This is a genomic window from Actinoplanes hulinensis, assembly GCF_019429605.1.
Lineage (GTDB): Bacteria > Actinomycetota > Actinomycetes > Mycobacteriales > Micromonosporaceae > Actinoplanes > Actinoplanes campanulatus.
Genome location: NZ_JAHXZI010000014.1, coordinates 26,479 through 46,573, shown reverse-complemented (window position 1 = coordinate 46,573; position 20,095 = coordinate 26,479). Strand labels below are relative to the sequence as shown.

Here is a 20,095-nt window from a genome sequence, read left to right as displayed (position 1 = left end):
ATGACCGGCATGTTACGAGACATCCATATCCGTCACAAGGCTTGATCTCCAGCCTCTGCGACCGCCTTCTATTTCGGCGATGTTTCTTGACGTGACGGGCGATCGACGTGCATGTTAACGATCACACATCCCCGTCCCCACCCACAAGGAAGTCATCGATGGGTCTTCGTGCTCGAATCCGTCGCAAGCTCACCGTCGCGCTGGCCGTGACGGTCGTGCTGCTGGCCGGCTTCGCCTCCCCGGCGTCCGCCCAATACATCAGCGTCAAGAACCCGGTCGTCTCGCAGCGCGCCGACACCGCGATCTTCAAGCACACCGACGGCTACTACTACATGACCGCGTCGGTGCCCGACTACAAGCGCGTCGAGCTGCGCCGTGCCACCACCCTCCAGGGGCTCGGCACCGCCGCCACGAGCAACGCGTTCGTCGCCCCGTCCAGCGGCGCCCTCAGCGGCTGGATCTGGGCGCCCGACATCCAGTACATCGACGGCGCCTGGTACATGTACTTCTCGGCGTCGCCCAGCACCGCCGTCTTCGACCAGCGGCTCTACTGGATCCGCAACACCAGCGCCAACCCGATGACCGGTACGTGGAGCGCCCCGCAGCGCTTCAACACCGGCTGGGAGTCGTTCCAGCTGGACGCCGCGGTCTTCGTCAACAAGGGCGTCCGCTACTTCGCCTGGGCCCAGGACAGCCCGTCCACCAGCTTCAACAGCCACATGTACCTCGCCCGGATGAACGGCCCGACCGCGATCACCGGGACCGCCGTGGAGATCGCCCGGCCCACCGTGGCCTGGGAGAAGGAGGGCGTCGCCGGCGTCGTCGAAGGGCCGTCGCCGCTGGTCAAGAACGGCCGCGTCTACATCGCCTACTCGGCGTCCGCCACCGACTCCCGCTACAAGCTGGGCCTGCTGTCCTCGTGGGACACCAGCGATCTGCTCAGCCCGGCGTCCTGGTACAAGCACCCGAACCCGGTCTTCCAGACCGCGAACGGCGTCTACGGCCCGGGCCACGGCAGCTTCACGGTCGCCGAGGACGGCGTCACCGACATGCTGGTCTACCACGCCCGCGACTACGCCACCCCGACGCCGGACGCGCTGACCGACCCGAACCGGCACACCCGGGTGCAGCAGCTGCTGTGGCGGGAGAACGGCGACCCGTTCTTCGGCCAGCCGATCCCGAGCACCGTCACCAACCCGGGCATCCGGGGCCAGCACAGCAACCGGTGCGTCGACAACTACAACCGTGACACCACGCTGAACGCGCTGGTCCGCCTCTACGACTGCAACGGCGGCACGGCCCAGCACTTCGAGCTGACCTACAAGAACGGGTCGTACTACGAGATCCGTAACCGCAACACCGGCACCTGCCTGTCGAACATCAACGCCAGCACCGCCGCGAACGCCGACGTCGGCCTCTACACCTGCAACGGCTCCACCAGCCAGCAGTGGATCGTGCTCGACCGGGGCAGCGGCTGGTTCTCGCTGCGCAACGTCGCCGGCAACACGTGCCTGGACAACTACAACTGGGACGCCGCCAACGGCGCCCGCCTCTCCCTCTACACCTGCAACAGCCTGGCCGCCCAGAACTGGCGCCTCGGCTGACGCATCTGTTGCGGGGGCGGGTTCCCGCCCCCGCAACAACCCACTCAGCCGATCGCGAAGCTCGGGTGCGGCGGCTGGTTGTACGCGGTGTTCTGCCAGGCGACCGCCTCCCGGTACTGCCGGTCCTGCATCAGCGAGGCCCGCGAGATGCTGGTCGAATCGGTGGTCGAGTAGATCCGCAGGGCGGTGTTGTTCGTGGTCGGCCAGATGACCTCCTCCCGCCAGTCACCGAGGATGTCGGCCTGCAACGACGGGGTGGCCTTGGTGCCGTTGTTCGAGTGCACGCCGCTGGCGGTCAGCAGCCGGGTGTCGCCGCCGGTCCCGTACTTGTCGATCCGGGTCTGGTCGAGCAGCTCGCGCTGGGCGTCACCGTCCCACCAGATCACGAAGTTCGTCGACGACGGCTTGCGGCCGATGTTCGCGCCGCTGGCGCTGCGCAGCCCGTCGACCGCCGACGACCACGACTCGGCGCCCGCGCTGCCCGCGTAGATGTCGGCCGACACGCCCCGGCCGTTGTCGCAGCCGCACGACGGAGTCGACCAGATCAGAGCACCGGTGCGCGCGTCGGCCATCCACATGGCCGGCTTGCTGCCGTCCTCGGACACCTTGAAGACCTCCTGCCCCGAGCGGCTCGGGATCAGGTCGCTGACGTGGTAGGCGTCGCCGTGTCCCCGGCCCGTGGTCCACAGTCCGTAGCCGTTGTCGTCGACCGCCATGGCGCCGTACATGATCTCGTCGCGCCCGTCGGCGTCCACGTCGGCGATGGACAGCTGGTGGTTTCCCTGCCCGGCCCAGGCGGAGCCGTTGGTGGACGAGTTGCTGTCGAACGTCCACTTCCGGGTCAGCGTGCCGTTGCGGAAGTCCCAGGCGGCGATCACGCTGCGGGTGTAGTAGCCGCGGGCCATGATGATGCTCGGGTACGACCCGTTGAGGTAGGCGGTCCCGGCCAGGAACCGGTCGACGCGGTTGCCGTAGGAGTCGCCCCACGACGAGACGGTGCCGCGGGCGGGCACGTAGTCGGCGGTGGCCACGGCCCGCCCGGTCTGCCCGTTGAACACGGTCAGGAACTCGGGACCGGACAGGATGTAGCCCGACGAGTTGCGGTAGTCGGCGCTCGAACTGCCGATCACCACGCCGGCGCCGTCCTTCGTGCCGTCGGCGGTCTTCATGGCGACCTCGGCCCTGCCGTCGCCGTCGTAGTCGAACACCTGGAACTGGGTGTAGTGCGCGCCCGCCCGGATGTTGCGGCCCAGGTCGATGCGCCACAGCCGGGTGCCGTTGAGCTTGTAGGCGTCGATGAACACGTTGCCGGTGTAGCCGGACTGCGAGTTGTCCTTGGCGTTCGAGGGGTCCCACTTGAGAACGATCTCGTACTGGCCGTCGCCGTCGAGGTCGCCCACCGACGCGTCGTTGGCCGAGTAGGTGTAGGCCACCCCGTCCGGCGTGGTGCCGCCGCCCGGGATCTGGATCGGCACGTCCTGGTAGGCGGCCAGCAGCCCGACGCTGGGTTCCTCGGCGGCCAGGGTGACGGCCTCGGCGCCGTCGACGACCGGCCGCACGGTGTAGGAGGCGCCGGCCGGGGCGCCGGCGTCGGTGTAGTTCGTGCCGGCGGCGATCGGCGCGGCGTTGACCTTGACCGATCCGCGGTAGACGTTGAACGCCACCCCGGCCGGGTCCGACGCGAGCAGCCGCCACGACAGGAAGTTCCCCCGCGACGTGCGCAGAGCGATCAGACCACGATCAAGATCTTCAGTGGTACGGGCGGACGGCGCGACAGCCGCGAGGGGGCCGCTCTCGGCGGCGGCCACGGAGGTGGCGCCGCCGAGCAGGAGCAGGGTCGTGGCCGTCAGCGCGACGGCCTTTCGGGGTAGGGCAGCGATGTGCATGGGGATCCCATCGTGTGCAGGAACGGGGACACACGGACCGCGCTCGGGGAAAGCACGGGCGGAACGAGCCTCGGGGCGGCTCGCGGTTTCTTGAGTATGTTAACGATTCAATGGAGGGTCAAGCTTCGATGTCCATCGATTGAATTTCGGCACTCTCGGCCTCGCGCTGGACACGGCCGGACACCGGCCGGGATCGACGATCCGGATATCACCGCAGCTCAGAATGGTCACACGACACCGTCCGGCACGCTTCGGGCAACCCGGCACGGCATCTTCCCGCGTAGATTCCGGCGGCCGGAACGACACGGAGACCGGGGGAGACGATGCGCGACCTGAACGCGGGCGAACTGGACCGGTTGAAACGCTCGAATCACCAGCTGAAGCTCTCGGCCGTGGCGGTGGTCGTGCTGATGGGCGCGGTACCGGCGGTCGCGGTCGCCGGCGGCGCGGCCGTGCTCTACCCTCGGACGCCGGCCGGCGCCGGGATCAGAACGATCCCGGCGCCGGAGCGGGTCAGTGGGCCTCGGCCGTGTAGAGGGCGGTCACCTCCTCGTCGGTCAGGCCGCGGTCGTAGGCGTGCACCCGGTCGATCGAGCCGGACCAGAAGTCGGTGCGGTTGCCCGCGTACTTCGCCCGGCCCACCGACAGCGGGCCGGTGCTCACCACGTCCGGGCCGGCCGCCACCGTGGCGGCACGCCGGCCGTCGACGTAGAGGCGGATCTCGCCGGTGGCGTGGTCGCGGACGCCGGCCAGGTGGTACCAGCGGTTCAGTTCGGGCGTGGTGACCAGCCGGGCCCGGTTGCCGCCGGGGGTGCTGAACGCGAAGGCGCCCTGCCCGTACTGGAGATAGAAGGGGTTCTCGGTGCGGCGGCCGTCCTGACTGACCGCGGTGGCGTAGTTGCCGGGCAGTTCGTCGAGGGTCACCCAGGCCGCGATCGTGTAGTCCTTCGTGGTGTCGAGCACCGGCGCCGCCGTGTCGGCGTAGTCGCCGTCACCGTCGAACCGCAGCGCGGTGCCGCTCACGCCGGAAGCCCACGCGGTGTCGCCGGTCAGGGTGAGGTGGCTGTCGCCGCCGCTGTCGCGGGCGGTCGGGCCGCTGCCCTCGTCGAGGTCCCAGTCGCCGTGCCCGGGATACGTCCGGGCCTGACCGGACGCCGCCCCGGCCGCGATCACTTTCGCGTTCACCGCCCGTACCGCCGCGGGGTCGACCTTGATCTCTCGCCGGTCGTAGGTCCAGAGGCCGTTGAGCTCGGTCTCCAGGTCGGTGATCTGGGTGTAGACCGAGCCGGACAACTCCGCGCCGGCGGCCTCCAGGTAGAAACGCTCGGTGTTGTCGACGTACTTCGCGGTCAGTGCCGCCTTGTCGGCGACCCCGCTGTAGATGACGGCGGGCGTGCCCGGCCACATGTGCCCGGGGGTACGCAGGGTGAAGCCGCCGTGTTCACCGTCCATGGCGATGCGGGTGGCGTCCGGGTAGGGCGGATCATTGTTGACGTAGTCGTGGTGGTCGATCACGTCGCCCTTGCCGGAGTCACCCTTGGACGCGCAACAGTTGACGCCACTGTGCGCATTGACGATGCGGGACGGGTCGTCAATCTTGACGGCGGTGGCGATCTGTCCCGTCGTCGTGCGGTCCCATTCGCCCCAGCCCTCGTTGAAGACGATCCACCCGATGATCGACGGGAAGCCGTGCAGTTGGCGCATCATCTCCCGGCCCTGGCTCAGGAACGCCTCCTGACCGGCCGTGCCGTTGATGTCGGCGGAGACGAAGTCCTGCCAGACGAGCAGGCCGAGTTCGTCGGCGTGCCGGTACCAGCGGGCCGGCTCGACCTTGATGTGCTTGCGGACCGCGTTGAAACCGAGCCTCTTCGTCTCCTCCAGGTCGAAGCGCAGGGCCGCGTCGCTGGGCTGGGTGTACAGGCCGTCCGGCCAGAAGCCCTGGTCGAGGGTGGCGAGCGAGAAGATCGGCCTGCCGTTCAGCACCAGCTTCGGAAAACCACCGATGTTCTGTACGGCCACCTCGCGCAGCCCGAAGTAGCCGCGAACGGTGTCGCTGCCGAGCTTCACGTCGAGGTCGTAGAGGTAGGGGTCGTCGGGGCTCCACAGGCGGGGCTCGGCGATCTTGATTTTGAGGTCGGCGTTGGCCGTACCCGAAGCCTGTCCCGCTTTTCTGCCCTTTTTGTCCCTGGCGGTGATGGTGACCTTGGCCGCCGTCGCGGCGTTCACGCGCACGATGACCGACCCGGTCGCGACGTCGGAGGTGATGACGAGGTCGTCGACGGCGACCGGCGCGACCGGCTCCATCCAGACCGTCTGCCAGATGCCGGACGACGGCTCGTAGACGATGCCGCCCGGGTTCAGCGACTGCTTGCCCTTCGGCTGGTTCGGCCCGGTCACGTCGGTGACCGCGACGATGATCTCCTGCGGACCGTGCCCACGGAGCGCGCCGGTGATGTCGGCGGTGAACGCCGTGTAGCCGCCGGTGTGCGTGGTGACCAGCGTTCCGTTGACCCACACCTTCGCCTCGTAGTCGACGGCGCCGAAGTTGAGCCTGATCCGCTTGCCGGTCCAGTCGCGGGGAACGGTGACGAGCTTGCGGTAGAACATGTGGTCCTCGCGCCGTTCGATGCCGGACAGCAGCGACTCGACCGGGTAGGGCACGATGATCCGCTCACCGAGGGCCCGGCCGAAGACCGGCTGCTCCCCCGCCTCGGCGGCGGCGAACTCCCACGGCCCGTTCAGGTTGATCCAGTCCTTGCGGATCAACTGTGGACGCGGGTATTCGGGCAGGGGACGACGCTCGTCGACCCGGTCGCCCCACGGCGTCGTGAGCCGGTGCGTGGACGTGTTGACCGCCGAGCGGATGACCTGCGGGACGGTCTCGCCGCCGACGACGAGCCCGCCTGCGCCGTCGTAGCCGACACGGACCCGCTGGTTCTTCTGGATCTTCTCGGCGAGGGTGACGACCGCCGTGTCGCCGCGCTTGTGGACGCTCCGGATGGGGAAGACGGTGGTGTCCACCTCGACCTTGAGGTGCTCGGCCAGCGTGCCGAGGTCGTCGACGGCCGCGTCGAAGTCGGCGATCAGGGTGCGGCCGTCCGGCTGGACGGTGAACGCGACCGGGAAGATCTGGAAGCCGTCCGGCGGCGTGAAAGCGCTCTCCGGGATGATCTGCCTGTCGAGCCCGGCGCCCGACCAGCGCAGGAACAGGTTCGCGCCGCCGACGTCCTGGAACATCTCGATGCGGACGTCGTGCGCCTCCCCCGCCACCAGCGGCACCGGGGCGCTGACCTGCTCGCGGTCCCAGTCACCGACCCAGTGGTCGATCACCGGCCGCCCGTCGATCAGGAACCGGAACCCGTTGTCGCCGATCATGGAGAACGTGTAGTCACCGGTGGCCGGCGCGGTGATCCTCCCGGTCCAGCGGGCGGTGGTGTGCTCGGTGCGCCCGGTCAGCGACTCGAACGTGCCGGCCAGGCCGGGCAGGTCGATGTTCGCATCGAGAACGATCCCGCCGAGTTCGGCGAAGTCCCGGGCGCCCGGCGCGGACATCCGGAAGTACTCACCCTTGAGACCGTGCACCGGCGCCGCCGCGGAGGCGGGCGCGGCGGGTACGCCGAGAACGGAGAGAACCAGCAGGACGGCGAGGAGCAGGGTTCTCCCGGGTGATCGGGGCATCGATTGTTTCCCTTCGATCGACGAGACTGCAAACACACTGAACTATTTGCATGTATGAGGTCAACAGAAGGCAACAGCTTCGGACATGTTCGCGCGAAAGCTCGCCTCCATGAACCGGACGGCGGTCGACCGGATCACGACGGCGGTGCCGTCGGGGATGGTTACAGCGCTGCTGACGGTGTGGTCGTGCCGCCCGGCCCGGCACCGGCGCGCGGCTGTCAGTCCCGCTGAATGGGGATGCAGTTGCCGGTGTGGTAGCTGCCGTCGGCGGCCCTGGCCAGCCCGTGCCCGCTCTTGGCGATGCGGGCGCACACCTTCGGGGCATCGCCGACGGCCTCGAAGTCGGCGTCGGCGGTCCGCCGCACCGAGGGCTGCTGGTCCTCGAAGTAGTACTCGCCGTGTGCGGTCGCCTGGCTGCCCATCGTCGTCTCGTCGGGGCTCTGCCCGTCGCCGCCGTAGATATGCAGGTGGAAGCCCTTCACGGTGTCCGGGGTCTCGCCGTTCCAGTCCGCCTCGTACCAGATGGTGAACCTTCCGTCCCGGACGGTGGCCCGGGTGAGGCAGACCCAGCGAGGGCTCTGCCTCATCTGATCGGTGCACGCCTCGTCGGCCGGCACCGGGGCGGCGGCCGCGCCGGCCGGCACGCTCGCGCCCGCCGCGGCGGCCCCGCTCGGGATCGGGCTGTGCTGCGGGCTGTGCATGCCGGCCTCGGTCGTCGGAACGTCCTTCTTGCCGTCGCCGCCGAACCTGTTCAGGGCCCAGACGGCGCCGGTGACGCCGGCGAGCAACACCACCACGGCGGCAGCCAGAACAGCGCCGAGAGTCCGTACCCGAGTCGCCGCATCGGCGGGCAGCGCGACGGCGGCAGTCGGCCCGGCTACCTCCGGGGACGAGACCGGCTCCGGCGAAGACGCTGGGGAGAGCGCCACCGGAGACGGCGGGCCCGGCTGGGCGGGCCCGGCGGGAACCACGAGGGCGTCCGGCCAGGCCGGGGCGACCGCCTCCGCGGCGCCGGTCGCCCACGGGTCGACGGCCTCGGGCAGCACCAGCGCCGTCTGGGCCTCGGCGATCGAGGCACCGGCATGCCAGGCCGCGCCGAGCGCCACCGCATGCTTGGGGTGGGCGTCGACCGCGACCGGCCGCCCGAACTCCGCACCGACCAGCTGCGCGACCAGCGGAATCCGCGACGAACCGCCGACCAGCAGCACCGAGTGCAGGTCCGCCGGCTCGATCCCGGCCGACCTGACGGCCCGGCGCAGCGCCTCGATAGGGCCGCTCAGCACCGGGCGGACCATCGCCTCCAACTCGGCGCGGGTGAGCCGGACCTCGGTGGTGACGGCCGGCAGCAGCACCGGGATCGTCACGTCGGTGTCAGCCGACAGCGCCTCCTTGGCCTGCACGCACTCCTCGCGGAGCCGGGCGACCGCGGCGCTCGCCGCCGGATCCTGTTCGTCGAGGTCGTCCAGCGCGCCGTCGAGCGCCCCGGCCACGTGGGCGAAGATGGCGGCGTCGAAGTCGACGCCGCCGAGCCGCTCGATCCCCTCCGGCTTGCCGATGAGCTCGAACCCGTCCGGGGTCTTGCGCAGCACCGCCGCGTCGAAGGTGCCGCCGCCGAGGTCGTAGACGGCAACCGTCGCGTCCGGCTCCAGCCGCTGCTGCCGGGCGTAGAAGACCGCCGCGGCGTGTGGCTCGGTGATCAACTGGACCGGCTGCTCGATGCCGGCGAGGCGGATCACCTGATACAACAGATCGATCTTGTACGGCCCCCAGTTGGCGGGATGCGAGACGCAGATGGCGTTCGGCTCGCCGCCCTCTCGTGACGACACCTCGTCGATCACGGCCCGCAGCATCCGGGCCATCAGCGACTCGGCCGAGTACGGCACCCCGCCGAGCAGGATCGGCGTGGGGTCACCGAGGCGCCGCTTGAACTCGCGGGCCATCCGGTGCGGTTCGGTCAGCCCTCGCCGGCTGGCGATCTCGCCGGTCAGGATGGTCTCGTCGGCCCGCAACAGCACCACCGTCGGGACGGCCGCCGTCCTGCTGCCCAGCGAGACGATCTCGGCATGACCGGAGCGCCAGACGGCGGCGGCGGTGTAGGTGGTTCCCAGATCGATGCCGAGCGCATACATCCCGAGTACTCCGGATCCGGTCGAGGGCGTGACCTGCCTCCCCCGGGTCCGGGGGCTACCAGAATAGGGTCACGCGGACGGCCGGGCCGCCGGGAGATCTCCGGCGTGCCGGGCTTCACACCACCGGGCGAGCCGCCGGGAGGACCGGCGGGCGGCCCCGACACGCGGCTCCACCCGTGCCGTGGATGTTCGACATGGACCGGCCCCCTGCCACGGCGGCGCGTGCCGTGGCAGGGGGCCGGTCCGTTCCGAGCGTCAGAGGCCCCACCCGTACCGGATGCGGTCGCGGCCGGAGGCGTTCCGGACGGCCAGGTTGAGGTTGGTGCCGCTGCCGCTGAAGGCGAACATCGAGTAGTAGTCGAAGCCCGAGGTGCCGGTGGGCTTGCCACCCAGGGCCGGCCAGTAGGTGCCACCCATCTGGTTGTCCCGCATGACCTGGGTGACGGCGCGGATGTGGCGTACGAAATTGTCGGTGCTGTTGGCGTCGGCGTAGTTGAGCCCGGTCGACATCGGGGCGCCGAACTCGGTCACCACGGCGCGGGAGGCACAGTTGCCGAGCCGGGTCTGGACGTGGCTGCGGAAGGCGTCGTAGGTCATCGCGCTGTAGAAGAACGCGTAGTGGTGGAACGAGAGCAGCGTGCCGCTGAACCGGCTGTCGTTGCAGACGTCCCGCAGGTCCTGGCTGTACCCGGTGCCGCCGATCAGCGTCCGGCTCGGCACCGCCGAGTAGTGGTAGCTCATCCAGTTCGCCGCCACGTTGCGCCACTCCGCCGAGGTGTAGCCGTGCGGCTCGTTCATCGGCTCGAAGTAGACGCTGGTGTTCGCGCCGTATTGGTAGGTCACCTTCGACCACATGGTGTTCCAGGCCGCGATGTTGGTGATCCGGCCACCGGAGGCGGCGCCGTCCTCCCAATAGGCGAGGATCACCTTGAACCCGCGGGCGGTGGCGGCGTCGATGGCGCCCCGGTAGTTCTCCCACCACGTCGTACCGACGGTGTGCGTGTTGATCGGCAGCCGGACCGTGTTGACGCCGATCGCGGCCATGTCGTCGTACAGGGCGTTGGCCTTGGCCCGGACCGTCGCGTTGCTGTCCGACGAGCTGAGACCCTGCACGACCAGCGGGCCGGTGCTGAAGTTGTCGCCCAGCATCGCCCAGTTCATGCCGCGGAACTGGTTGGTGGCGGCGGCCGCCGGCGACGAGCCGACGGCGACGGCGCCCAGCGCGGTCAGGGCGGTCACCAGGAGGGGGGTGAGGAGCCGGCGCAACGGTGTCATCGGGGTCCTTCCGTGGATACTCCGGCCTTCGGGCCAGAAATTGAGGGGAAACGAAATGCCCTGTCGAACGGGGTACGAGTAGCCGAGCCGCTGGAAGCACGCCCGTACGGTTGTTCTATCCTGTGTGGATGGTCGCGATGGTGGAGCGCGGGTACAAGTACCGCTTCTACCCGACCCCAACCCAGGCCGAGCTGCTGACACGAACGTTCGGGTGCGTGCGGCTGGTCTACAACCTGGGGCTGCAGGCTCGTCGTGAATCCTGGAAGCAGCGGGAGGAGAAGGTCGGCTACAGCGCGACATCGGCGATGCTGACCGGCTGAAAGAAGACCGACGAGTACGGCTTCTTGAACGAAGTGTCCTGCGTGCCGCTGCAGCAGGCACTGCGTCATCTGGACGCCGCCTATACCAGGTTCTTCCAAGGGGTGGCACAGTATCCGCGGTTCAAGGCAAAGAAGAAGTCGCGGCGATCGGCTGAGTTCACCGCGAGCGCTTTCCGGTACGCCCCGGGTGAGCTGCGGCTGGCGAAGCTGCTTGACGAGCCGTTGCGAGTGGTGTGGTCTCGGCCGTTGCCCGAGGGCGTGGTGCCGTCGACGGTAACGGTGTCGCAGGACCGGGCCGGGCGATGGTTCGTCTCGCTGCGTGTCCAGGTACCCGCTGCCGTCGCCCCAGCCACAGGGAGGATGGTCGGGATCGACGCCGGCCTTCTTCACCTGCTCACCCTCTCCGATGGCGAGCAGGTGGAGAACCCACGCCACGAAAGACGCGAGCGTAAGGCGCTGTCGCGGGCACAGCGGGTGCTCGCGCGCAAGGAGAAGGATTCCCGAAATCGGGAGAAGGCGCGGGTGAAGGTGGCGCGGGTGCATGCCCGGATCGCCGACCGGCGCCGGGATCTGTTGCATCGGGTGACGACTCGGCTCGTGCGCGAGAACCAAGTGCTCGTGATCGAAGACCTCACCGTGCGCAACATGGTCCGTAACCACACCCTCGCCCGGGCGATCATCGACGCCTCGTGGCGGCTGTTCCGTCAACTGATCACCTATAAGGCTGAGGAGTACGGGCGAACGTTGATCGTGGTGCCGCGCTGGTATCCGTCGACCCGGCTCTGTTCGGTGTGTGGGGCGCTGGCGGAGAAGATGGATCTGTCGGCACGGAAGTGGACCTGCGCCGCCTGCGGTAGCAGGCATGATCGGGACGTGAACGCGGCCCGCAATATTCTGGCCGCTGGTCTGGCGGTGACAGCCTGTCGAGCTGACGTGAGACCTCAACGGGGAACCCTCCCGAGCGGGCAGCCGGCGATGAAGCAGGAAACACTCTGGGGCGACCCAGTGGAATCCCCGCCCCTTTCAGGGCGGGGAGAAGTCAACGGGGAATCGCGGTGCCGTGGCGGCAACCGGAGCAGCCGACCGCGCTCAGGCCGGTCCACGTGTTGAGGTCGGAGCTGGTCGCGGTCCAGATCCCGCCGTTGGTGTACTTGTCGATGTAGATGCGCCACCGGCCGTCGTCCAGCCGGACCAGGGACGGCCCCTCGTAGCCCGAGGCCCACAGGTTGCCCCGGTTGATCCAGCCGCCGGTGAGCCGGTCGGTGCTGGTCCAGTGCTCGATGTACTTGGTGGTCTCGTTCTTGACGAAGGAGTGCCAGGTGCTGCCGGACTTCACCACGTACGCGTCGATGTGGTTGAAGCCGAGGCCCCACATCTGCTGCGGCCCGCTCCACGAGGTGAGGTCGCTGTTCTGGGCCGTGTAGACGTACGGCCGGAAGCAGTTGGAGCAGGTCGTCTGGGCCACGTTGGTGATGATGTTGACCGTGCTGCCCTCGATGTAGAACTCCGGCGCCCAGGTGAACCGGGTGCTGCTGATCCCGGACGGGACCGTGGCGATGTTGGTCCAGTTCAGCAGGTCGGTGCTGCGGGCCACCGCGAAGTACGTCGAGTTCGTCGTCCAGGACTGCCAGGTGTAGGCGATGAAGTAGGTGCTGCCCCGCTTGATGATGCTCGGGTCGCGCAGCACCCCGGTCGGGCCCCGGAAGTTGGTGTCGTACAGGACGTTGTAGGTGGTGCCGCCGTTGGTGGACTGGTAGATCCACAGCTCCTGGTCGGCCGCGCCGTCGCCCTTGAAGGTGGCGTAGATCAGCGTCGTCGCCGCACTGGCGGGCTGGGGCAGGGCCAGGCCGCCGAGGACGAGCGCGACCAGTCCGGTCACCGCCATCAGAATGCGTTTCATCCTTGCTCCCTTCGTGGACCGCACCTGAATATGTTCAGTCGGGCAGGCACGTGTCCACGAAGCGAGCAAGGGCACTCAGAACCGTTCACAAGCGAACATGAACGGCGCCGGTGAAAGGTCAGAGCAGGCGCGGGGGCGGCGGCAGCGCCGGGCGGTCCAGCCACGCGGTGAACAGATCGTCCAGCGGCGCGGCCGTGAAGCGGGCGGCGTGCGCCTTGAACTGCGCGGTCGTCACGGTCCGGTGCCGGTGCTCGGCCACCCAGGAGCGCAGCAGCGGGAAGAACGCCTGTTCACCGACCCGTACGCGCAGGGCGTGCAGGGTCAGCGCGCCGCGCTTGTAGACGCGCGGGTCGAACATCTTGTCCACGCCCGGGTCACCGACGACGACGGTCGCCGGCTGCGCCGCCGCCCAGGCGTGCCATCGGGCCGCGTGCACATGTTCCGGCACGCCGCCGGAGACCTCGGACCACAACCATTCGGCGTACGTGGCGAAGCCCTCGTTGAGCCAGATGTGCCGCCAGTCGGCGACCGTCAGACTGTTGCCGAACCACTGATGGGCCAGCTCGTGCACGACGAGCCGCTCGTGGGTGCGCCGCCCGTCGACGTGGTTGCGCCCGAAGACGGCCATGCCCTGCGCCTCGACCGGGTCGTCCAGCTCGTCGTCGGTGACCACCACGACGTACTCGCGGAACGGGTACGGCCCCAACAGCCGCTCCAGGGCCGTCATGATCTCGCCGTGCCGGCCGAAGTCGTGCCGGAAGGCGTGCCGCACCCGCGGTGTGATCGCGGCCCGCTGGGTCACCCCGCCGGCGGCCAGCTCCACCAGGTCGTAGCGGCCGATCTGGACGCTCATCAGGTACGGGGCGGTCGGCTCGTCGCGCTCGTACACCCAGGTGGTCGAGCCGGCCCCGCGGCGGCGCGACACCAGGTCGCCGGTGACCAGCACGGTGTACGGCGACGGCGCGGTGAACCGCACCAGGAAACTGGCCTTGTCGTCGGGCCGGTCGTTGCACGGGAACCAGGACGGCGCCCCGTTCGGCTGGCTCGCCACGAGCACACCGTCGGTCAGCTCGTCCCACCCGATGTCGCCCCACCGCCCGGAGACCGGGGCGGGCTTCCCCCCGTACCGGATCTCGGTCTTGAAGGTGACGCCGTAGCCGATCGGGCGCTCCGGCTTGATCCGGAGCTTGCCCCGCCGGTGGTCGAAGCTCGCCGGGCGGCCGTCGACGCGCACCCCCTGGACCCGCATCCCGGCCAGGTCCAGGCTGAACCGCGACAGCGGCTGGACCGCCCGTGCCGTGACGATCGCCTTCCCGGCCAGCCGGTTCGACACCACCCGGTAGTCGAGGTCGAGTTCGTAGTGCAGCACCCGGTAGCCGCCGTTGCCGTGCTCCGGCAGGTAGGGATCGGGGGAACGGTCGGCGCCCGGCGTGGCCGGTGGGTTCATGCCCAGGTCGCGATCGGGTTGCCGAGCCAGCGGGTGTCGGCGGGCACGGCGTCGCCGCGGGTGACCAGCGAGCCGGGGCCCACGGTGGTCCGGGCGCCGATGCTCGCGCCGGGCAGCACGATGCCGTGTGGGCCGAGGGTGGCGCCGGCCCCGAGAGTGACCTCATCCATGCTCATGATCCGATCATGGAACAGGTGGGTCTGCACCACGCACCCCCGGTTCACGGTCGCGCCGGAGCCGAGACGGACCAGGTCGAACTCCGGCAGCCACAGCGTCTCCAGCCACACACCACGGCCGATCCGCGCGCCGAGCGTCCGCAGCCACAGGTTCAGCAGTGGCGTCCCGGTGACGAACCGGAACAGCCAGGGCGCGCCGAGCACCTCGACGAACGTGTCGGCGAGCTCGTTGCGCCAGACGAACGACGTCCACAGCGCCCGCTCGCCGGCCCGGAACCGGCCGACCAGCAGCCACTTCGCGGCCGACGCGGTGAGCGCCGCGACGATCGCGGCGGCGGACAGCACCGGCCCGGCGGCGAGCGCGGCCACCGGTCCGCCGGCGGTCCGCCAGATCAGCGTGAGCACGGCGAGCACCAGGACCGCCAGGGCGCCGGCGCAGATCACCGGGACGACCCGGCACAGTTCGATCGCGGCCCGGGCCAGCCGCAGGCGCAGCGGCGGGGCGAAGGTGCGGCCGGTGTCGGCCGCCTCGACGACGCGGCGCAGCGGCATCGGCGGGGCGCCCAGCCAGGACGAGCCCTTCTTCGCCCGGCGCGGCGCCGACGAGAGCACCCCGACCAGGCCGCGCTTGGGCACCGACCGGCCCGGCGCGGCCATCCCGGAGTTGCCGAGGAACGCCTGCTTGCCGATCCGGGCCGGGGCGACCCGCAGCCAGCCGTGGCTCAGCTCGTAGGTGGCCACCATCGTGTCGTCGGCCAGGAACGCGTGGTCGTCGACGGTGGTCATGGCCGGGACCGCCAGCACCGTGGAGATCTCCGCGCCACGGCCCACCTTCGCCCCGAGCAGGCGCAGCCACACCGGGGTGAACATGCTGGAGTAGATCGGGAACAGCGCGACCCGGGCCATCCCCATCAGGCGCTCGGTGGTCCACACCTGCCAGGCGACCCGCCCGCGGACCGGGTGGAACCCCTCCCGCAGGCCGATGCTGAGCAGGCGGACCGCCACCAGCACGAGCAGGGCGTAGGCGACCAGGTAGGCGACCGGCGCGGCCGGGACGGCGAGCAGCGCGGGCCCACCCGTGAACGCCCAGCCGACCAGGGCGAGCGCGGGCAGCGCGGCCAGTACCGGGAGGAGGCCCATAAGCTGCGCGGTGGCGCTGTAGGCGGCCACCCAGAACGGGCCGCCGAGCCGGGAGGGCTCGGGGCGGCGCTCCGGCCAGCCGGTCGCGTCCTTCCCGGCGACCGGTACGGCCGGGGAACCGGCCCAGCGCTGTCCGGCCGGCACCGTGCCGGTCACGGTAGAGCCGGCGCCGATCCGCGCGCCCCTACCGACCCGTGCGCCGGGCATCAGGGTGCTCCGGGAGCCGACCCGGGCGCCGGCGCCGACGCGCACCGTGCCGATCCGGACCACGTCACCGTCGACCCAGTAGCCGGAGAGGTCGACCTCCGGCTCGATCGCCGCGCCGCGCCCGAGTTTGAGCAGCCCGGTGACCGGCGGCGCGGAGTGCAGGTCGACGTCCCGGCCGAGCCGCGCGCCGAGCGCCTTCGCGTAGGTGATCATCCAGCCCGCCCCGGCCACCCCGGTCGCGCCGGTCAGTTCGGCGAAGCGTTCGGCAGCCCACAGTCTGAGGTGGACCTGTCCGCCGCGCGGGTAGGCGCCGGGGCCGACGCCGCGCAGCAGCAGCCGGGCGGCGGCCGCGGCCATGACGATCCGGCCCGGCGGGCTGAACAGCAGCGCCCAGGACGCCGCGATCCACCACCAGGAGACCGCCGGGAGCAGCCCCAGGATCTTCCCGAGAGCGGCGGCCACGGTGAGCCAGCGGAGCCCCACCATCGCCAGCATCGGCACCATGAGCAGGGCCTGGACGAAACCGGTCCGCCGGGGCGTGGGCCGCACCGCCCGGTGGACCGTGGTCTCGGTGCCGAGGCCGTCGAGCACGCTCGCCATCTCGGACAGTCGCGGGTTCTGGTAGACGTCGGCCACCGACACCCGCGGGTGGTCCCGCCGGATCCAGGCGACCAGCTGTGCCGCGTTCAGGCTGCTGCCGCCGCTGCTGAAGAAGTCGGCGCCGGGCTCGGCCGGGCGGACCCCGAGGATCTCCTCCCAGCCGCCGGCCAGCCACTGCTCGGTCGCGGTCAGCTCGCCGTCCGGCGATGCGCCGGGTACGGCCAGCGGCCAGGGCAGCGCCGCCCGGTCCACCTTGCCCGAGGTGCGGGTCGGCAGCCCGTCCACCACGGCCAGCAGCGGGACCAGCGCGGCCGGGAGCTGCTCGCGGATCCGCCGGTTGGCGGCGGCCAGGTCGAAGCCGTCGCCGTCGCGCGGCACCAGGTAGCCGACCAGGAGCTGGTTGCCGCCGGCGGTCCGCTGCACCGCGGCGGCCGCGCCGGCCACCCCGGACAGTGCCTGGAGAGCGGCGTCCACCTCGCCCAGCTCGATCCGGCGGCCGCCGAGTTTCACCTGCTCGTCGCCGCGGCCCAGGAACAGCAGGCCCTCCGGCTCGGCCCGGACGATGTCGCCGCTGCGGTAGGCGCGGTCCCAGTCCAGGGCGGACAGCGGCGCGAACTTCTCGGCGTCCTTGGCGGCGTCCAGGTAGCGGGCCAGGCCGACGCCGCCGATCACCAGCTCGCCGGTCTGCCCCATGGTGACCGGCTCACCGGACGGGTCGACGACGGCCAGCTCCCAGCCGGCCAGTGGCAGCCCGATCCGCACCGGGCCGTCGCCGGTCATCCGGGCGGCGCAGGCCACCACGGTCGCCTCGGTCGGCCCGTACGTGTTCCACAGCTCACGGCCCCCGACGGCCAGCCGCTCGGCCAGCTCGGGCGGGCACGCCTCGCCACCGAAGATCAGCAGCCGGACGTCCTCGAGCGCCTCGGCGGGCCACAGCGCGGCGAGCGTCGGCACCGTGGACACCACCGTGATGCGCTGCCCGGCCAGCCACGGGCCCAGGTCGACGCCGCTGCGCACCAGCGACCGCGCGGCCGGCACCAGGCAGGCGCCGTGCCGCCAGGCGAGCCACATCTCCTCACAGGACGCGTCGAAGGCCACCGACAGGCCGGCCAGGACGCGGTCGCCCGGCCCGAGCGGCGCGACGCCGTCACCGGTGAGGAACAGTTGCGCCTCGGCGTCCACGAACGCGGCGGCGGCGCCGTGCGGGACCGCCACCCCCTTCGGGGTGCCGGTGGATCCCGAGGTGAAGATGATCCAGGCGTCGTCGGCCGGGCCCGGGCGCCCGGGCCGCCCCTGGGGGGTACGCCGCGGCGACACGTCCAAGCCGTCGCCCAGGACGGCGCAGACGCCCGCCTCGGCGAAGACGAGCTCGGCGCGCTCCTCCGGGTCGTCGGCGTCCACCGGCACGTACGCGGCGCCGGCCGCCAGCACGCCGAGGATGGCCAGGTACAGCTCCGCCGTACCGGAGGAGATGCGGACGCCGACCCGGTCGCCGACGCCGATACCGTGGCCGCTCAGCGTGGCACGCAGCGCCTCCACCTCGGCGGACAGCCGCCGGTAGGTCAGCGTGCCGGCGTCGGTGCCGATCGCGGGGGAATCGGCGTGGGCCGCGATCGTCGCGTCGAGGATGTCGACCAGCGTGCGCCGGACCGGGGTGGACCGGGAGCGGAACACCGCCGGGGCCTCCGGCTCGAGAGTGAGCTCCGGAAGCTCGATCAGTCGCAGGTCGGTCGTCGCGGTCACCGGGCGCACTTCCTCTCCGCCTCGGAAACCGTCCGCGGCAGCCTTCGAAACTACGAGACGAGAACGGAGAACGACGCCGGAATGACGTATACGTGTCTACTGACACACCGCGATGCCCACATTACGCACCGATTTTTGGCACTTGCGGCGAGTGGATAGCGTCGGCCTGGTCAGAACACGTTCGAGCCCCGGACGCATTCGAGGTCGCCGATCCGGCCGGGGAAATCACCCGATGCGCTGATCCCCCGGGTGGCTGTTCCGCGACCAGAATGATCGGCGCGGCGGAGGGGGCCTCCGCCCCTTGGATGGTGGAGTGGGTCGACATGAGCAGCTGGCAGCTGTCCGGCTACACGACCGTTCGTCAGCTCGGCGCCGGCGCGTCGGGCAGCGTCGTGCTCGCCACCCACGACGAGACCGGCACCCCGGTCGCCATCAAGTACCTGGTGCACGTGCTCGGCGACGACGCCGCCTTCCGGGCCGCGTTCCGCCGGGAGGCGCGGCTGCTCGGCGAGATCGACGACCCGCACGTCTCCCGCCTCTACGAGTACGTGGAGACCGCCGACGGCGCGGCGATCGTGATGGAGCTGGTCAACGGGGTGTCCCTGCGGCAGATGCTGCGGGAGAACGGCCCGACCACCCCCGAGTCGGCGCTGGTGGTGCTGAAAGGCTCCCTCGCCGGGCTGGCCGCGGCGCACGGCCACGGCGTCGTGCACCGGGACTACAAGCCGGAGAACGTGCTGGTCACCGGCGAGGGGCTGAGCAAGCTCGCCGACTTCGGCATCGCCACGCAGGCCGGTCAGGGCACCGGCACCGTCGTCACCGGCACGCCACGCTACATGGCCCCCGAGCAGTGGACCGGCGCCCCGGCGACACCCGCCTGCGACATCTATGCCGCCACCGCCACCTTCTACGAGTGCCTCACCGGCCGGCCGCCGTACGACGGGGCGAACCTGTTCGCCCTGCACGACCAGCACGCCAACGCGCCCATCCCGACCGATCCGGCCCCGGCGCCGGTGCACGACCTGCTCCGGCAGGGCATGGCCAAGCTGCCCGCCGACCGGCCCGCACACGCCCTCGCCTTCCTCGACATCCTGGAGCGGGTGGCCGGTGCGGCGTACGGGCCGGACTGGGAGGACCGCGGGCTGCGCGAGCTGGCCCGCCGGGCCGCCCTGCTCGCCATGCTGTGGCCGTTCCCCGACCGCGCCGAGAGCGCCACCAGCCTCGCCTCCACGACGGTCGGCGCCGGCACCGCCACCGGCCGCCGCAGCCGCAGCCGCAAGGTGACCGTGTTCGCCGCGGCCGCCGTCGTCGCGACCCTGGTGATCGGCGGGGCGGGATACCGCTTCGCCGCCGCCGACGACGTCTCCCCCGTCATCGCGGCGGGTGAGGCCGGCAGCCCCACCGCGGCCGCCCCGGCATCGACCGAACCGTCCGGCACCGTCCCCCCGGCCGCGTCGGCGACACCCACGGTCACGTCGACCACGGAGAGCCCGGAGACGCCGGGCGCGACGACCGGCCCGACCGCGACGACGGCCCCGGTCACCAGGACACCGTCCCCGCCGGCCACCACGACGACCACCACCCCAGCCGCGCCGAGCCCGTCGGTCAGCACCTCCCCCACGCCTCCGCCGGACACCGTCGCGCCCACGGTCGGCGCGGTCCGGGCCGGCCCGACCAGGCTGGAGTCGGAGAAGTGCACCTACGGCAACCGGTCGAGCACCGTCACGGCCACCGTCACCGACGACGTGAGCGGGGCGGCCGACCTGAAGGTGACCTTCCGCTACACCCTGAACGGCACCACCTCGACCGTCGCGATGAGCTCGGCCGGCCGCAACCTCTTCCGGGGGACGCTCACCTCGCTGCCGATGCCCAAGGCGGCCACCCGGATCCCGATCACCGTCGTCGCCGTCGACGCCGCCGGCAACTCGGGCCCGTCGGCGAAACCGGTGTACGTGACCCTCGACAACATCTGCACCCCCGGTTAGGAGTA

The 20,095-nt window shown here is 70.9% G+C and carries 10 protein-coding genes and 1 pseudogene; 4 read left to right on the top strand and 7 right to left on the bottom strand.

Translation table 11 applies throughout. The features are described 5' to 3' along the window. Nucleotides 1–158: 158 nt before the first annotated feature. Complete coding sequence (locus KZ829_RS25415) at nt 159–1,604, top strand: family 43 glycosylhydrolase (protein WP_220146434.1); 1,446 nt, start codon at nt 159–161, stop codon at nt 1,602–1,604. 44 nt (nt 1,605–1,648) lie between these two features. On the opposite strand, the gene KZ829_RS25410 is transcribed toward KZ829_RS25415, so the two are convergent. The 4 genes from KZ829_RS25410 to KZ829_RS25395 all read right to left on the bottom strand — a co-directional run bounded on the left by KZ829_RS25410 (nt 1,649) and on the right by KZ829_RS25395 (nt 10,572). Continuing rightward, nucleotides 1,649–3,490 (bottom strand): rhamnogalacturonan lyase, encoded by a 1,842-nt coding sequence (locus KZ829_RS25410; RefSeq protein ID WP_220146433.1) that lies wholly within the window; start codon nt 3,488–3,490, stop codon nt 1,649–1,651. Between the two features lie 513 nt (nt 3,491–4,003). Further along, nucleotides 4,004–7,168, bottom strand: coding sequence for a LamG-like jellyroll fold domain-containing protein (locus tag KZ829_RS25405; protein ID WP_220146432.1), 3,165 nt, complete (start codon nt 7,166–7,168; stop codon nt 4,004–4,006). A gap of 218 nt (nt 7,169–7,386) precedes the next feature. After that, nucleotides 7,387–9,297 (bottom strand): Hsp70 family protein, encoded by a 1,911-nt coding sequence (locus KZ829_RS25400; protein ID WP_220146431.1) that lies wholly within the window; start codon nt 9,295–9,297, stop codon nt 7,387–7,389. A 255-nt stretch (nt 9,298–9,552) separates the two neighbouring features. Then, a complete protein-coding gene (locus KZ829_RS25395; RefSeq protein ID WP_246636256.1) occupies nt 9,553–10,572 on the bottom strand; it encodes a glycoside hydrolase family 5 protein in 1,020 nt (339 codons plus the stop codon). Between the two features lie 128 nt (nt 10,573–10,700). On the opposite strand from KZ829_RS25395, the gene KZ829_RS25390 reads away from it, so the two are divergent. After that, nucleotides 10,701–10,892: a helix-turn-helix domain-containing protein gene (locus KZ829_RS25390; protein WP_220146430.1), complete on the top strand. Its 192-nt coding sequence runs from the start codon at nt 10,701–10,703 to the stop codon at nt 10,890–10,892. A gap of 12 nt (nt 10,893–10,904) precedes the next feature. Next, nucleotides 10,905–12,002: pseudogene (locus KZ829_RS25385) on the top strand (RNA-guided endonuclease InsQ/TnpB family protein); the annotation flags it as partial. Here KZ829_RS25385 and KZ829_RS25380 read toward each other — a convergent pair. The 3 genes from KZ829_RS25380 to KZ829_RS25370 all read right to left on the bottom strand — a co-directional run bounded on the left by KZ829_RS25380 (nt 11,932) and on the right by KZ829_RS25370 (nt 18,105). After that, nucleotides 11,932–12,792 (bottom strand): glycoside hydrolase family protein, encoded by an 861-nt coding sequence (locus KZ829_RS25380; protein ID WP_246636255.1) that lies wholly within the window; start codon nt 12,790–12,792, stop codon nt 11,932–11,934. The pseudogene KZ829_RS25385 and the gene KZ829_RS25380 sit on opposite strands and share 71 nt — an antisense overlap. Nucleotides 12,793–12,910: 118 nt before the next feature. Beyond that, nucleotides 12,911–14,239, bottom strand: a complete 1,329-nt coding sequence (locus tag KZ829_RS25375; RefSeq protein ID WP_220146428.1) for a M1 family metallopeptidase — start codon at nt 14,237–14,239, stop codon at nt 12,911–12,913. After that, nucleotides 14,236–18,105: a Pls/PosA family non-ribosomal peptide synthetase gene (locus KZ829_RS25370; RefSeq protein WP_220146427.1), complete on the bottom strand. Its 3,870-nt coding sequence runs from the start codon at nt 18,103–18,105 to the stop codon at nt 14,236–14,238. The genes KZ829_RS25375 and KZ829_RS25370 overlap by 4 nt, the downstream gene beginning before the upstream one ends. A gap of 323 nt (nt 18,106–18,428) precedes the next feature. On the opposite strand from KZ829_RS25370, the gene KZ829_RS44150 reads away from it, so the two are divergent. Further along, nucleotides 18,429–20,090 (top strand): serine/threonine-protein kinase, encoded by a 1,662-nt coding sequence (locus tag KZ829_RS44150; RefSeq protein ID WP_220146426.1) that lies wholly within the window; start codon nt 18,429–18,431, stop codon nt 20,088–20,090. Nucleotides 20,091–20,095 lie beyond the last annotated feature (5 nt).